This window comes from Azospirillum brasilense, from assembly GCF_022023855.1.
GTDB classification, from domain to species: domain Bacteria; phylum Pseudomonadota; class Alphaproteobacteria; order Azospirillales; family Azospirillaceae; genus Azospirillum; species Azospirillum brasilense_F.
On record NZ_CP059450.1, the window covers coordinates 800,250 to 816,500 of the forward strand.

The window sequence follows — 16,251 nt, forward strand, 5'->3', positions numbered from 1 at the left end:
GCCGGAGGAGGATTCATTTGCCGATGACGCGCCGGATCGGGCTGTTCCTGTTGATGGCCGGGCTGGGAACGGCCACGTCCGCCCTGGCCGTGGAGGCCCCTGTCTCCAACACTGTCTCCGACACCGTCTGCGCCGGCGAGGGTGCCGGGCGGCGCTGCACCGTGTCCGCCGTCCAGCCCTTCCCCGACAACCGCGGCGGCCTCGGCGAACTGAGCATCAGCGCGGTGCGCGACGCGACCTGCACCTCCCTCTACATCGTGTTCGACGAGCCCATCGCGCTCGCCCGCCCGGTCACCCTGGCGGTGGACGGCGCCCCGCCGCAGCGTTTCTACACACCGCAGCAGCTTTCCGACCTCGCCGATGCGCTCGATGAAGCAGGCCCGACCGACACGGCACCGGAAGAGGGGCCGCCCGAATTCACCCGCTTTCTAAGTCAGGTGGCCGAGGGCGCCATCGCCGACGAGGACGCCGGTACGGAAATGCTGAGGCGCTTCGCCGCCATTAAGGAACCGCGGCGCATCGGACTGACCTGCGGCCCGATGGAGCGCCTGATGCCGCTGATCCGCTCGGACCGCCCGCTGCGGCTGGAGTTCCAAAAGCAGGCCGGCGGTGCGACGCAGGTCTATCACTGGCCGCGGCTCGACCGGCGGACCGTGGAGTTCCGGCTGGGCGGGCTGCTGGAGGCCCTGGACCGGGCCATGCCCGGCTCCTGACGGCCCCGCCAAGGAAAGCCGTCCGGGGTACCCATTCCAGCCGCTTGACCGCACCCACTCTTTGCCGTCCGACTCGCCCCATGAGGATGAATTCGGTGAAGGCGGCCCGGGCAAGCGGCTGTCCGACTTGAGAGAGCGCGCCGTCATCCCCATCCTGTCAAGGCAGGACCCACCCATCGAAGACGGAGGAGAGCGGAGCGTGTTCGGCTTTGCGCGCAAACTGTGGTCGGACCCGGAACCCGTCGCGAGCCATGTGCCGCGGGGCGTGCGCGTCTACGCGGTGGGCGACATCCACGGACGCCTGGATCTGCTGGACCAGTTGCTGGCGCAGATCGACCGCGACGCGGCGAGCGGCGCCGACCTCGTCAAGTATCTGGTCTTCCTCGGCGATTATGTGGACCGCGGTCCGGATTCCGCGATGGTCATCGAACGGCTGTGCCGGGAGCCCCTGCCCGGCTTCGGCGCCATCCACCTGCGCGGCAACCACGAAGCCGCGATGATGGACTTCATCGAGAAGCCGGAGGCCGGGCCGGACTGGCTGGAGTATGGCGGGCGGGCGACGCTGACCAGCTACGGCGTTCCGGCCCCCGTCGAGGACGCCCCGCCGGAGCATGTGGACGAAGCCCGCCAGCGCTTCGCCGCCGCCCTGCCGCCCCATCACCGTGCCTTCCTGGCCGGGCTGCGCTCCAGCGTCGCCATCGGCGACTATCTGTTCGTCCACGCCGGCATCCGCCCCGGCCTGCCGCTGCACCGCCAGCGGGATGAGGACCTGCTGTGGATCCGGCGGGAGTTCCTGACCTCCCACCTCGACCATGGCAAGCTCGTCGTGCACGGCCACACCATCGTCGAGCAGCCGGACATCCGCTCCAACCGCATCGGCATCGATACCGGGGCCTACGCTTCCAACCGGCTGACCGCGCTGGTCCTGGAGGGTGGGGAGCGCCGCTTCCTTTGCACCATCTGATGACGCCTCACGGCACGGCGGCCTGACGGCGCCAGTCCTTGAGGAAGTCGAGAAAGGCGCGCAGCGACGCCGGGGGCTGGCGGCGCGAAGGGTAATAGAGGAAGGGGCCGGGAAAGCTCTGGCTCCAGTCCTCCAGCACGGCGACGAGACGGCCGGCGGCGATGTGTTCGCGCACATAATCGTCGAAGGTCATCAGGAACCCCAGCCCATCGAGCGCCGCCCGCAACTGGATGCCGGTGTGCCCGGCGTGGAAGGGGCCGCCGGGCTGGATGCGCACAATGCGGCCGTCCTTCTCGAATTCCCAGGGCGGGTGGGCGCCGCTGGCGTAGACGGTGGAAACGCTCGGCTTGCCCAGCAGGTCCTCGGGCCGCTCCGGCACCCCGAAACGGTCGAGCACGGACGGCGCTGCGCACAGCACGAAGCGCTGCGGCGGGCCGAGCGGCACCGCGATCATGTCCTGCGCCAGATGTTCCTCGTAGCGCACGCCCGCATCGTAGCCCTGCGCCACGATGTCGATCAGGGCGATGTCCACGGTGATTTCCAGCTCCACATCCGGAAAGCGGGTCAAGAAAGGCGTGACCATCGGGGCCAGCACAAGATCCACCGCCGGGGCCGGCGCGTTGATGCGCAGCCGCCCCGCCGGACGCCCCTGGCGTTCCCGCAGGTCGGACAGAGCGCCAGCCACCTCGCCCAGCGCGGGTTCCAGACGGCGGAGAAGCTGCTCCCCGGCCTCGGTCGGGGCGACGCTGCGGGTCGTGCGGTTCAGCAGGCGGACGCCGAGATGCTCCTCCAGCTCCCGCATCCGCTGGCTGAGGCTGGAGACGGACACGCGCTGCTCCAGCGCCGCGCGGCGGAAGCTGCGGTAGCGGGCGACGGCGGCGAAGGCTTGCAGGTCGCGCAGGTCGGTGTCGTCCATTTCCGGGTTCCGATTGTTCGATGTCGTGAACAGCCTGTTCTGGATTGTCCATCTTATCGGATCAATGGCACCGGATCATCATCCAGGGCAAGGCGGCGCTGAGACGGCGCCGCGACGGACGGAGAGGATCAGGAACATGGAACAGCGCACGCTCGGGGCCGCGGGCCCCGTCAGCTCGGTCATCGGCCTCGGCTGCATGGGCATGTCGGACTTCTACGGTCCGGCCGACCAGGAGGAGAGCATCGCTACGATCCACGCGGCGCTCGACGCCGGGCTCACGCTGCTCGACACCGGCGACTTCTACGGCATGGGGCACAATGAACTGCTCATCCGCGATGGCCTGCGCGGACGCGACCGCGACGGGCTGCTGATCAGCGTGAAGTTCGGCGCCCTGCGTGACCCGCAGATGGGCTGGAACGGCTACGACTCCCGCCCGGCGGCGGTGAAGAACTTCCTGACCTACTCGCTGCGCCGGCTGGGGGTAGACCACATCGACATCTACCGCCCGGCCCGGCTCGACCCGAGCGTCCCCATCGAGGACACGGTGGGCGCCATGGCCGACATGGTGAAGGCCGGCTACATCCGCCACATCGGCCTGTCGGAGGTCGGCCCGGAAACCATCCGCCGCGCCGCCGCGGTGCACCCGATCAGCGACCTGCAGATTGAATATTCGCTGATCTCCCGCGGGATCGAGGAGGCCATTCTGCCCACCTGTCGGGAGCTTGGTATCGGCGTCACCGCCTACGGCGTGCTGTCGCGCGGCCTGATCAGCGGCCATTGGAGCAAGGACCGTGCGGGCCAGGATTTCCGCAGCCGAAGCCCGCGCTTCCAGGGCGAGAATCTGGACCGGAACCTGGCGCTGGTGGAGCGACTGCGGGACATCGCCCAGCGCATCGGCGGATCGGTCGCCCAGGTCGCCATCGCCTGGGTGGCGGCTCAAGGCCACGACATCGTCCCGCTGGTCGGCGCCCGCCGCCGCGACCGTCTGGCCGAGGCGCTGGGCGCCTTGGACCTCACCCTGTCGGCGGAGGATCTGGCGCAGCTGGCCGAAGCCCTGCCACCCGGCGCCGCCGCGGGCGAGCGCTACCCGGCGGCGCAGCTCGTCCATATGGACAGCGAGACGTATAGGCAGCGCTGACCCGCCCCCACCCCGGCCCTCCCCCGCTTCGCAGGGGAGGGAGAAGCAAGTCCTCTCACCTGCGTCAGCGGGGGAAGGTCAGGGAGGGGGCACCGTTGCCCACGCCTTACCCCTCGACCTGCACCACGCGCAGGTTGTTGGTGGTCCCCGCCTTGGCGAACGGAATGCCGGCCACCACGACCATCTGGTCGTTGGGCTTGGCGAAGCCCTCCTCCTTGGCGAAGCCCAGCGCCCGCTCGACCATCTCCTCATAGGTATGGATGTCGGCGGACAGGACGCTGTGCGCGCCCCAGAGCAGGGACAGACGGCGCGACACCGCGGCGTGCGGCGTGATCGCCAGGATCGGCACCGCCGGGCGGCGCCGGGCGATGCGCGCCGCCGTGGTGCCGCTGGAGGTGTAGGCGACGATGGTCGATGCGTGGATCACTTCGGCCAGATCGGCGGCGGCGGCGGCCACCGCGTGGGGCGCGGTCTGCTCCTCGCCGGGGTCGGACGCGTCGATGATCGAGCGGTAGAGCTTGTGCTGCTCCGTGCTGCGGATGATGCGGTCCATCATCTCCACGGCCTCCACCGGGAAGGCGCCGCTGGCCGATTCCGCCGACAGCATCACCGCGTCGGCGCCGTCATAGATGGCGGTCGCCACGTCGGACGCCTCAGCCCGCGTCGGGGTCGGCGCGTTGACCATGGAATCCAGCATCTGAGTCGCCACGATCACCGGCTTGACGGCGAGGCGGCAGGCGCGCACCAGCTCTTTCTGGCGGCCCGGCACCTCCTCGTGCGGGATCTCGACGCCCAGATCGCCGCGGGCGACCATGACCGAGTCCGACAGGCGGATGATGTCGTCGATGCGGTCGAGCGCCGCCGGCTTCTCGATCTTCGACATCAGCCCGGCGCGGTCGCCGATCAGCCCGCGAGCCTCCAGCAGGTCCGCCGGCTTCTGCACAAAGGACATCGCCACCCAGTCGACGCCCAGTTCCAGCCCGAAGGCGAGGTCGACGCGGTCCTTGGCGGTCAGGGGCGACAGTTCCAGCACGGTGTCGGGCAGGTTGACGCCCTTGCGGTTGGAGATGGTCCCTCCAATGACCACTTTGGCGTCGATGTAGTCGTCGCCCAGCCCGGTCACGGCAACGCGCACGCGCCCATCGTCGATCAGCAGATTGTGGCCCGGCATCACCGCGGCGAAGATTTCCGGATGGGGCAGCGGGATCGCGGTCTTGTCGCCATCGGCGCCGGACAGGACGAAGCGGATCGATTCGCCGGCGGCGACGGTGATCTTGCCGTCACGGATGGTGCCGACGCGGATCTTCGGTCCCTGCAGGTCCTGAAGAATGCCGATGGGACGGCCCATCTCGGCCTCCAGGGCGCGGATGGCGGCGTGGACCTTTGCGTGGTCCTCGTGCGTCCCATGGCTGAAATTCAGGCGGAAGGTATCGACGCCGGCCAGGAACAGCCGCTTCAGCATCTCGGGGGTGTTGCTGGCGGGACCGACCGTGGCAACGATCTTCGCGCGGCGGTGACGACGCATATAATTTCGGCCTCTTGGGCCGCCTCCTTGATGGAGTGTCGAACGGCGGGCATGCCGGGTGGGAAGCGGGCGGTCATGGAACCGCCCGGCTGCCGTTCACATTGGTGGGTAATGGCCCGCTGACAACCACCGAACCCGCAATAATGCCCGGCTGTGGCAGAGCCGCCGCCGCCGGGCCGGTTCCCGCGTCCGTTCGCACCCCCAATCATCATCGATCCGTCACCGAACGGTCACGTGGAGACGCTATCCGGCAACCAGCCGGGGTGCGACGCCATCAGCCATACACTTAGTGCTGGCCTGCGCCCCCCTGGCGCGGGACGGGATTGGACCGGGTGCCGGCTTCGGATCGGGCAACTGCTCCAAAGTCGGCCCAGGTTGCGCCATGTGCTACGCAGCGAGCTGGTGCTGGAGATGCAGCCCTCCGGGAAGACGTTAACACCGTCAGGTGCCCGGCCCTCCACCACGGCCGGTGGCCTTTGGCGACGCCGTCGCATGATCATAGGGCGTTGATCAGTGACGTGGTCTGGAAATGCGAAAGGCCGGTCCCGAGCGGGAACCGGCCTTGGCGAACAGGTGATTTGGTTGCGGGGATGGGCAACCGCCCTTGTTTGCTGCTCTCGGCGGAGTGCCTGCTCCTCAGGCAGCGGGGGTAGGTGATGGTTTGTTCGCCATTTTTCCGTTGGCACATCCGTCGAGCGTCGAAGCTCACCCATCGATGCCGGAGACTTGTGGCGTCACGCCGCGTAAACACTGTCGCGTCGAACGCGACGAGCAGCAGATCAACCCCGCCATTGAGCGCTTCTCTCTCTCCGCCCGGCCCAAGCCGGAGAAATGTTCGACCGTCGGCTGAACATAGGACTCGGCCAATCCAGCAGCGTAAACGGGGGCAATGTTCCCAACAACGGCCAGGGCGCTTGAGATTGCCCGCCGCGCGATGAGGCTGTTGAACTCTTGCGGGTCAGGTGCCCGCTCGTGACGGAGGCAGAGCACCGGTGCGAAGCAATGGTAACATCCGAAGACAGCAGATCACGAACGTGGCCAATGTCCGGAGCATGCAGTAGCGCGGCGTTGGTCGGGAGGGAGGCCGGTCGGCTTGGAAGCCGCAGCGACAGCTTCAACGTGATCCCGCCCTCCTGGTCGGCCGTCACACGCACCGGCGCATGTCAAACGCATAATGGCATTCACGGCGACAGCCGCTACGGCTGCCACGAAGCGAAGAACGGGGGCGAACGCCACCACGTCAGCCACATCTTCGACATGGGCGGTAACACGGCCCGGCTCGTGCGCACCGCGGGCCCAGCCGAGAATGTTGCGATGGGTTGGGTTGCCGGCGAGGTGAACAAGGTGCGCCTTGCCGGCGAGTTGCACTTCAGCGCCCGCTATTGGAAAGTCAAGCGCCGGGTTCATCGCCCATGGCGAAGGGGAAGACCCATCAAAACCCGTGTCGCCGCGCCCAGGGGCCAACCTTCCCCGTGCCTCCAACAAGCCCTTTCGGAGCGCTGATGGATGATCCGGGCGAGCTTCTTTACCTTGCCCTAAGCTGTACGGAATATGGCATCATCCACTCTCAATATGTATTTGGGGAAACATTCATGTCCAAATCGACCATTCCCGTGATCGTCACACGCACCAGCGATCCGTTGGCCACCAAGAGCATCGTCGCGAAGGCTGCCGAAGCCGTGCGGGAAGTCGCAAACATCGATACCGAAGTCCTGAGAAACAATCTGTCCGAGCTTATCGGCCGTGTGAGCAAGGTTATCGAGGTGGCCGAGGCATCGGCCGGGGGCCTGACGCTGACCGAGGTGGAGGTTGGGGTGGAGATCAACGCGGAAGGTGGGGTCGCCCTGATCGGCACGGCGTCGGTCGGCGCCACGGCTTCCATCAGCCTGACGTTCCAGAGGAAATAATGAACAATCGCCGGCACGCCCTTCTGCTCGCAATCGCGGATTATCAGCAAGTCACTGCGCTGCCTTACGTTCACGGCGACGTGCCGCGGATGAAAGACGCGCTCAGGCGGATGGGCGTGCCGGACGACAACGTTCGGGCACACGGGGCAGGAGGCGACGACTCCCCCAGCATGAGCCGCAACTACATCCGCTCACGCATTCGAGAGTTCCTCGACGCCGCCGCGGCGGAAAGCCATCTGATCGTTTATTTCTCCGGTCACGGTTTCGAACAGGAAAACCACCGCCTGCTGCTTCCGCAGGATTATGACCAGCGATACCAAGCGTCCGTGTCGGAACTCATCAGCGACCAGGACTTGGTCGATTGGGCACGGGAATCGAAAGCGGCATCCGTTCTGTTCATCATCGACACATGCCGCCAAGGGGTGCGATTCGAGCCCGTGCCGGTGAGCAAATCGGCGCTCGAACGGCCTCCCGCGGCCGACTTGACCCCGTCCCTGCACACTCCCACGATCGCCATCGTTTTCAGCTGCGATTCCGGTGAATTCAGCTGTGTCGACCGGCAGGACAAGGAATGCAGCGCCTTCACCCGCGCCTTCGCGGAAGCGCTGCAGATGGATGGCGACCGCAGGACGCTGGCCGAGCTACGCGCCGACGCCCAGGAATTGCTGAACAAATACCAGTCCGTTCCCCAGACCATCGTTCTTGATCCGCGTGCCCATGGCCGCGGCGGCCACCCCTGCGATCTGGCCGTCACGGAAAACGCGGGTACCCGGTTCCTGGATCAGTTGGCGCAATCGGACTGGGTGCGTCAGTTGAAAGACCTTCAGCCATGGCAAGACCTGGACAAGGCCGAGCCGAATTTGGCGACGCAGGTCGCGTCCATCGCCTTGGAGGCGCACAATCGTGTGAGCCAAGCGGCCGGCAACCCGCCTCGGCAGGGTTGGCGCGCTCCCGACGCCCCCATCCGTTTGCTAAAACGCCTCGCCAAGCACGCCCTGGCCGGCATGGAGCCGACGCCGGCCGAGTGGGCCGTCCTTCTGGCCGTGCCCTTCGTCTACGAGACGGTGCTGGCGGAGGCGGAGCGGCGCTTGGTTGCTGAAGGCGCGGGGCTCGACCCGCTCGTTCCCGCCGAACGGGAAGAGGATACCGCGTTCCGGCGCGCGTGGCGCACCGCTGGACAGAACGACGACGCTGGACGCCGCCTCGTCAAGCGGCTGAGCGATCGGGGCCAGACCGAAGCGGCGACGGACGTGGCGGCTTGGCGCTTCAACGCCTTTTGCCACCGCGCGGGAGAGTTGTGGGACGCCAAACCCTCCGGCTGGGCCACGGCGGCTGTCGGCGAGGTGGTCAGGCTGGCGCCCTTGCCGGATGTGTTCAGCGATCCGGGCGTGAAGGACCTCCTCACCCCCGGCCGCCTCTTGCGTCTTGCGCGGCTGATGTTCGCCGAATTCGAAGACGTGAAGCTGGAGGAAACCGGCCAGACCGGGCCGAAACTGAACCCGGATTTCCGCTGCGGCCAAGAAGCGAGAACTCTGCACCTGGACGAGGTGACGGTCGCCCATCGGTTGAATCTGGGCGCCCGTCTGGCGTTGGACGCCCGGCGTCTGCCGCCTCTTTTGGCCGAACATCTGGGCAGTGACGGCCGGCTGACGCTGAGGTCGGTGCAGACCCTTCTGGAAAGCGGCGTTGCTTGGTACGATCGCTCACCGTCCCTATCCCTTGGCCTGACATGCCCGCATGAGGCGCTCGACGCAGCCCTGCGGGAGGCCGTGGACAGCCTCGACACCTATCACCGCCGCCTTGTCGCCACCGGCGAACCCCGAAAGCGCGCTTACGAGGGGCTGCCCACCACCTTCACCGCCGAAGATCTCAAGGCGGAAGGCAGCGATTCCAACAATCCCGTTTATGACAGCAACCACCTGCGCTTCTCCCTGGACCAGGGGCGCGTGATGGGGCTGCTGATGGGCAAGGAGTTGTACGGCGATCCCGATCTTGCCTTGCGCGAGTTGTACCAGAACGCCCTGGACGCCTGCCGCTACCGTCGCGCCCACGACGCCTATATGCGCAAGCAATCCGGAGCGTCGTCGGATGACGGCGGATACAAGGGAGAAATCATCTTCCGGTTCGCCACCGACAAAACGGGACGCCGCTACATCGAATGCCAGGACAATGGAATCGGCATGGCCGACCGCCATCTGCGTCGCCTGTTCGCCCGCGCCGGCCAGCGCTTCACCGACAGCCACGAATACCATCTGGACAAGGCGCGCTGGGAAGAGGCCGGCATTCCCTTCTATCCCAACAGCCGATTCGGCATCGGTGTGCTCAGCTACTTCATGCTGGCCGAGGAACTGGAGGTGGAGTCCCAGCGCCTTCCCCGACTTGGCGAACGGTCGGACGACCCCGTACACGCTCGCGTGCTGGGCAGCGGCAGCCTGTTCCGCCTAGCGCGCAAATCTATTCATCACTTTAATCTCAGCGGCACTCGCGTAAGGCTATATCTTGGGGACCAAACGTGCCCTCTTGAAGACTATCGAGACGCGATACTTGAATGGCTTTGGTTGCCGGAGTTTCGTACGAGCTTGTTTGTTGAATGTGAAGAGACAAAACATCTGACGGCCGGAAAGCCGACGGATCGATTTGAAGATGAAATGGGCCCACTAATTCCAATGACTGGAAGTGAGGACTCCAACGGCACACCACAAGCATACTGGTGTTTAAAATGCGACCACGCTCTAGAGGGCGGAAACGCACTTCGATCATCAATATTATCGGACGGGATTTTGGTGAAAAGAATCGGCTTTAGTGACTCAAGGTATGAAAAAGAGAACGATCATATCCTCGGCACAGCAATTAATATGACAGAAAAACTGAAATCAGATCTCTCTGTAAATAGATGCGAGATACTTTCTACCAATATAGCATATAAATTTATAAAGAACTGCATTAATTCTGGAAGCTGGAGGGATTTGTCGAATTGGAATGCACCAAAATTATCTACCTTAGTTTATCTTCTTGAGTCATACCCTATTGCTATTTATAATATTAGCGGATCCTTGCGAGACAACTCCATTTCCATGCCAGGAATTACTACTGATTTTGGAGCTGGCGGACCAAATCTTCCATCTATAGCTGGCGTATGCGATGTGGATGCCATCCTTTTTGGTCATGCGCTTCGTGCTAATCAGCAATGGGAGCCCCTTTCCATTGGACCAGCATCGGCGAACTTCGGACGACTTTTAATGGTCCGCCTTACTGAACTTGCGCGAGCGGGAATGCCAATATCCATGAGAGAACAAGTTATTACAGATTTCTCCAATTGTATTCACGCCTCACTTGAAGCACCCAGAGTATTTTCAACGTTATTTATGTACGATATGTCTGATGTATACTATAATGCAAGATTTGATTTTTTATCAATGAGCCATATTAGCACAGGAGAACTACTCAGTGTTGCAAATTTACGAGAGACCCCAATTTCAATTGTGGCAGATATGGCACGATCTCTACAGTCAGTTGGCGTCTCCACTCCGAATCTTGATGGCTGGAGTGATGACTTCTATCCAGACAGACGCCACATTGAGATAATGTCCAGGACTTTTGATGGATCATCGCCATTCATAGAATCGCTTGCTCCCTTTCATCTACTACGTGCAGCCAAGCTCTGGTCCTTGCCGTTATCAGAAGTTATGGAGCTTATTCACCCTCTTAAGAAGTTAGGAGTCGCATTCCCAGAACCCGGTGATTGGTTGAACACCACTTTAGGAGATCAGCAGATTGAACTTGTGAGTTTTAAATTATATGGCTATACTCATCATTTTGATGAAATATTTCCTAGCCGAATGGCACATATTGTCCTTCAACGAGAAATTCCGATAAACGAGGCTGTACAATCCGCTCGATCGCTGTCCGATCTTGGTGTTTCAATGCCAAATCTTGACGCCTGGACCACCACTACGCAGTTCAGCGATTTACAAGAAAAACTGTTAAAAATGGGCGGAACATGGCCCAATGAAATCAAAAACATATTTCTGCCAATTGACCTATTGATTTCATCAGACAAACTAAACATACCATTATCAGAGATAATCGAAGCTATAAACCCATTAGACTCACTAGGATTCTGGGTTCCAAACCTAGATTCTACTATGTCCCGACCAACCCTTGATGCCCAAACAATTCGTCTCCTGTCCCGCGAAGGAAACGGAAGGGAGTTATGGAATAACGCCCTATCGCTTCCCATTCTGCTTGTAGCTGCTAAGAACAACCGCATGTCCCTTGCGGAAGCGATCGAACACCTCACCCCCATCCTCCCGTTCTATCCGGAGCTTCAGAGACGGCTTTCGGTGGCCGGGGAGATCACCCCGGCGACCGAAACCCTCATTGGTCGGGTCTATTCGGGATACGAGGACGGCTCCGAAACGCTGAGCGTCTGGGATCTGGCCGGGGCGGCGGCGGAGATGAACGTGCCGGTGTCCAGTCTGAGGAAGGAACTCGACAAACTGGAGATCCTCGGCATCGGCAACATCGGGGAATGCCGGGCATTTGCGGAATTCTGCGCGGCGCGGGAAGGCGTCACTGTCTGACGAACACGGGTGCGGCGGCCGGCATCGACCGCCGCACCCGCGCCGTTAGTTCGTCCAGACCAGATCCTCGATGGTGAAGCGGCCGCCGACGTGGTGGCGGCGGATGTCCGGGCGGTAGACGACGTTGAACCACTCGCCGCGCTCGTCACGGAAGACCATCAGGGCGGAGCGGTAGCGGCTGTGCTCGGTGCGGACCTTGTCCGTGTTGGTCATGCTGAACAGGCGGCCGGTGCGGCCGTCGTCCTTCACTTCGACCAGGGCGATGGAATCCTCCGACCGGCGCCGGGCGTCCACCCCGACGACGAAGTCCGGATAATGGCGCCGGCCCGTCGGCAGGATGATGCTGACCGCCCAGCGCGTGCCGGATTCGTTGCGCAGCCACCAGCGCACCGTGCCGGCCCCGTCCTCGTCCAGCAGGCGGGCGAAGGCCAACTCCTCCTCATTCATCGAGGCGGGGAACACGCCGTAGACGTTCTTGGCCGCCCGTTCCAGCAGGTCGGGACCGGCATAACGCTCGGGAATCGGCTCGTCTTGGCGGACCTCCACCACCTGGGCCAGACAGGCGCGGCAGGCGTCGTGCAGAAGGTCGGGCCGGGCGAGCGCCAGGAGATCGACGGCTCGGCGCAGGTCGCGCTCCTCCGGCACGTCGTGCCCCCGCTCCTCCAGTTCGCGCCGCAGGCGGGCGATCAAGGCCGGCTTCAGGTCTCGCTCGTCGATGGCGTCGTTGAACCGAAAGGACATCTGCGCCTGCTGGCCGATGCGCCAGCCTGACAGGGGAACGGTCTCCCGCCGGCTGGTCCGGTCGATGCCGAACACATCCTCCTCGGTCACGGTCACCTTGCCCCGGGTACGGTTGACCATGGCGATCACCTCGGCGTCGATCTTCACCCGATCGGCGATCCCGGCGACGAGCCCCTCCATGGTGCGCGGCATAACCTCGCGCGCCAGGAAGCGGGGAAAATCGAGGTCGGTGCGCAAAGGGTAGACCGTCTGCCCGGGAGGCGTTCGCCGCGCGGCGACCTCCGGTGCGGTCAGCGTGAAGTCGCCGGCGGGCATGCCATCCGGACGCGGACGCCGAACCAGCGTATCGCCCAGATCGAAATAGCGCTGGATGCGCAACGCGGCGCTGCGCAGAGGCGCGGCCGGTTCATCGGCGTCGGCGCGTTCGAGGCTCGATCCGCCCGATGCCGCACCCTCCACGGCGTCGGCCACGGACGCGACGGCAGGGGACAGTTCCAGCATTTCGGCAAAGCCGTCCTGCGGATTGACCAGGACGGCGCGCCCGCCGCTCACCTGGATGACCGCCACGGTGTCGGTGACGGTGGCGATCCCATCGTGCAGCGCCGTGATCTCGCTGGCCGCCGAGGCGATGCCCAACTGGGCCGCCGGGTTGGCGAGGAACACATAGCCGTAGTCGAGCGGCCCGGCCTCGCCCGGCGGGGTCGAGGTCCAGGGGTGGAGATGCTGGATGCGCCCATGCACGCGCATGATGCGGCCCAGAATTTGACGCCCGAACTCCGGCCCCGTGGAGGTTCGCAGCGACACGAGCGTCCAGGCCCGGGGAGCGTCGAAGCCCGTCGCCGCGGCCACCTTGAAGATCAGGATCTCCTTTTCCTCGTCGTAGGCCAGCGCGTGGAACATCGGGTCGGGTTCCCCGCTGGTGTGCACGGCGATGGTGTCGGCGGAAACCCCCTGGGCTTTCAGGAAGTCGCGCATCCGGTCCGCGGGATCCGGCTCTCCCTTCGCCGCGTTCTCGACCTGGATGAGCATCAACGGGGTCAGGTCGATCCCGGCTTCGGCCAGGCTCTTCTTGATGGCGTTGTGGCGGGCCAGCCCGAAGAACACGGCCACCTCCCCCATGTCCAACAGATTGGCATCCTTCGGATCGGGGCGGAAATGCACCGCCTTGACCCCCACCTTGTTCAGGCCCGCCCGAACCGCCTCCTCACGCGACACCTCCACGCGGTTGACGCGGGTGATGCCGGCCAGCCGTTCGAAGCGCTCCAGCTCGTCGTCCTTGGGGGTGGCGGTCGCCAGGATGGTAAAGTCTGGCTGAAGAACGTCGAGATAGAAGCCCGCGGCCTGTTTGGCGCTGGTTCCGAAATTGACGTGGGCCTCGTCGATGACGGCGCCGATGGTCCAGCCGTCGGCCCGCAGCGCCACAATGAGCCGGTCGACGCTGGGCAGCGTCTCCGATTCCCGGCGCGCCCGCTTCCCCTCCTTGGTCGCCGAGGCAACGCTGGCCCAGGTCGCCACGAAGACGTCGCCGTCGCGCGTCGTTTCCGGAACGCGGTCCGTTTGCAGGTCACGCAGGCGCAGCGTGGGGCATTGCGCCTTCAGCGCATCGCGTGTCTGCGCCACCAAACCGGAATAGGGGGCGAACCAGAACCAGCACGTCCGCCGGGGCAGCGTGCCGATCAGCCCTTCGAGAGCCCGCCCCATGGTGAGCGTCTTGCCGCTGCCCGTGGGCGCGCGGAGCAGCGTGACGCCCTGGGCCAGCGCCACGTCGCGCCGACGCGCGGGATCCGCTTCGATTTTCGAGGCGGTGTCGGCGATGATGCGGGCAAGCGCCTCTCGATCCCGGTTTTGGAAGGGCTTGAGCGGCAGCAGCGTAAAGCGCGATGCGGCAGTCATGGACGGGGCGGTCATGGACGGAAGCCCTGCACCAGAAGGTCGGGAACGGCGCGGATCTCCAGCCCGCGGTGGCCTTCGAACGCCTCGCGCACGGAGCCGGGAGTCCAGCTGTAGACAAATCCTGTCCGGCCCTGCGCCAGCGCGCGCACCCTGTCCTCGGCTTCCGGTGTGAAGCGGTCGCAATAGGCGACCAGTTCGCGTTGATCGGACACGGCGACGTGGACCGGCTGGTCCGGATCGTAGGGCGTGAACGGCAGATCATGGAGCGCCTGAACCGCCGTCCACACCTGTGCGGGCGCCAGTTCGTAAGCAAGGTCCTCGAACGGCAGCGTGCGGGCGGCCAGATAGGCGAAGTCGCCTCCCCCCAACTCCGCGGCCACACGCCGCACGCGCTCGGCGCAAACGTCGCGGCAGAGGTTGCGGTCCGGCTCGTCCCCGCTGTTTTCGCACGAGGACACGAGAATGAAGCGGCGGCGGCCATCGTCCTCGGCGTTCAGGGCCAACACCGCGTGCGCCGTCGTGCCCGACCCGGCGAAAAAATCCAGCACCAGATCGTTCCCGCCGCACACCTGCGCCAGCAGGTTCTTCATGAGCGACAGAGGCTTCGGGTAATTGAAGACCTTTTCGCCGAACATCTTGTTCAGCAGCGTGGTGCCTTCCTCGCCCATCAGCGAGGAAATCTCCGTCACGCCCTCGTCCCGATGCTCGTCGGTCTTGGAACGGACCCAACTCGACAGCGGCGCGTATTCGGACTTCAGCTCACTGCGGTGGCGCTTGTAAAGCGGGCTGCCCCAGCCGACCGGCTTCCCGACCCAAAACTCCAGATCCGGCAAACCGCGGCGCAGGATTGGAACGCCGCCACGAAACGGCACATCCAGCCGGTCGATCGCATCCAGCAACGCGTCGAGCGTGTGCCAGACCTGAACCCGCTCGTCCTTGGGAAACAGGATTTTGCCCTGGGCGATCAGATCCTCCACAGGGGCTTTTTTGGTGCGCTGCCCTTTCTTGAGAAAGACCTTGCTGGCAAAGCGCCAAACCCCGTTTGGATTGCAGGGGTACCAAATGCCGGTTTCGGGGTCCTGCAACGAATAATAGGCGTTGCCCGCACGCCGATCGGTGTATTTGACCGCTACGGTCAGATTATCAGCAAACCAAGGATCATCCGCCCCCTCGTCATAATTCTTGTAGTGACCAAGATCCTTCTTCGTCCCGCCAAAGCGGAACCCTGGCATGGCATAGACGAGGACATGCTCGTGATTGACTGACAGGTGGCACTCGCCCGCGTCGTTGCCGCCAATGCGCGAGCGCCAGACAAGGCTACCCTTGCGCATTCCAGGAAACACCTCGTCCATCATCAGTTCCAGCCGGGCGCGGTTGTCGTCGCTGATGGACACCAGCAGAACGCCGTCCTCCGTCAGCAAATCGCGCGCCAGCGACAGTCGCTGGTAGAGCCATTCCAGCCACATCGAATGGCGAAACCGGTCCTCTTCCTTCACATGGTGATCGTTGTAGACCCAATCCTTGTTGCCCGTGTTGTAGGGCGGGTCGATGTAGATCACCTTGATGCGCCCGGCATGCGTCATGCGCAGCCAGCGCAGCGCGTCGAAGTTCTCGCCTTCGATGATCAGATTTTCGTAAGGGGCACTTCCGCAGGAATGTTCGGCCCGGTGATCCATGACCACGAAGCCGGTGTTGAGAGCGCGGTCATGTTCGATTTCGTCGCGTTCCCACACTAACCCAAGCTTCCGGCGCGCATCGCGCTTCACGAGCAGATTGATGAGTTGCTCGCGTGATAAATCGCTGTAATCCATGGCAATCGGGCCATTTAGGTTGTATCGGCAATCTTTTTCCCTTTTTGGGAGAGCCGTAAA

General features: G+C 64.0%; 9 protein-coding genes. 5 read left to right on the plus strand and 4 right to left on the minus strand.

Features of this window, described 5'->3' with window-relative positions; all coding sequences use genetic code 11:
• Positions 1-23: 23 nt before the first annotated feature.
• Positions 24-713: a hypothetical protein gene (locus H1Q64_RS17070; RefSeq protein ID WP_237906319.1), complete on the plus strand. Its 690-nt coding sequence runs from the start codon at positions 24-26 to the stop codon at positions 711-713.
• 199 nt (positions 714-912) lie between these two features.
• A complete protein-coding gene (locus H1Q64_RS17075) occupies positions 913-1,677 on the plus strand; it encodes a metallophosphoesterase family protein (protein WP_237906320.1) in 765 nt (254 codons plus the stop codon).
• 7 nt (positions 1,678-1,684) lie between these two features.
• Here the strand turns inward: H1Q64_RS17075 and H1Q64_RS17080 are convergent, their stop codons facing one another.
• Positions 1,685-2,593, minus strand: a complete 909-nt coding sequence (locus H1Q64_RS17080; RefSeq protein ID WP_237906321.1) for a LysR family transcriptional regulator — start codon at positions 2,591-2,593, stop codon at positions 1,685-1,687.
• 136 nt (positions 2,594-2,729) lie between these two features.
• Between H1Q64_RS17080 and H1Q64_RS17085 the strand changes: the two genes are divergently transcribed.
• Positions 2,730-3,731, plus strand: coding sequence for an aldo/keto reductase (locus H1Q64_RS17085; protein ID WP_237906322.1), 1,002 nt, complete (start codon positions 2,730-2,732; stop codon positions 3,729-3,731).
• Positions 3,732-3,837: 106 nt separating this feature from the next.
• Here H1Q64_RS17085 and pyk read toward each other — a convergent pair whose 3' ends face one another.
• Positions 3,838-5,256 (minus strand): pyruvate kinase, encoded by a 1,419-nt coding sequence (gene pyk / locus H1Q64_RS17090; protein ID WP_014198596.1) that lies wholly within the window; start codon positions 5,254-5,256, stop codon positions 3,838-3,840.
• A 1,502-nt stretch (positions 5,257-6,758) separates the two neighbouring features.
• Between pyk and H1Q64_RS17095 the strand changes: the two genes are divergently transcribed.
• Together H1Q64_RS17095 and H1Q64_RS17100 are read left to right on the plus strand one after the other, a co-directional pair.
• On the plus strand, positions 6,759-7,163 hold the full coding sequence (locus H1Q64_RS17095; RefSeq protein WP_237906323.1) for a hypothetical protein: 405 nt from the start codon (positions 6,759-6,761) through the stop codon (positions 7,161-7,163).
• Positions 7,163-11,746 carry a caspase family protein gene (locus H1Q64_RS17100; protein ID WP_237906324.1) on the plus strand — a complete coding sequence of 1,528 codons (4,584 nt, stop codon included), beginning with the start codon at positions 7,163-7,165 and terminating at the stop codon, positions 11,744-11,746. Before H1Q64_RS17095 ends, H1Q64_RS17100 begins: the two co-directional genes overlap by 1 nt.
• A gap of 45 nt (positions 11,747-11,791) precedes the next feature.
• Here H1Q64_RS17100 and H1Q64_RS17105 read toward each other — a convergent pair whose 3' ends face one another.
• The gene (locus H1Q64_RS17105; RefSeq protein WP_237906325.1) at positions 11,792-14,395 is read right to left on the minus strand and encodes a DEAD/DEAH box helicase; all 2,604 of its coding nucleotides are present in this window, start codon (positions 14,393-14,395) and stop codon (positions 11,792-11,794) included.
• Complete coding sequence (locus H1Q64_RS17110) at positions 14,392-16,191, minus strand: site-specific DNA-methyltransferase (RefSeq protein ID WP_237906326.1); 1,800 nt, start codon at positions 16,189-16,191, stop codon at positions 14,392-14,394. The genes H1Q64_RS17105 and H1Q64_RS17110 overlap by 4 nt, the downstream gene beginning before the upstream one ends.
• Positions 16,192-16,251 lie beyond the last annotated feature (60 nt).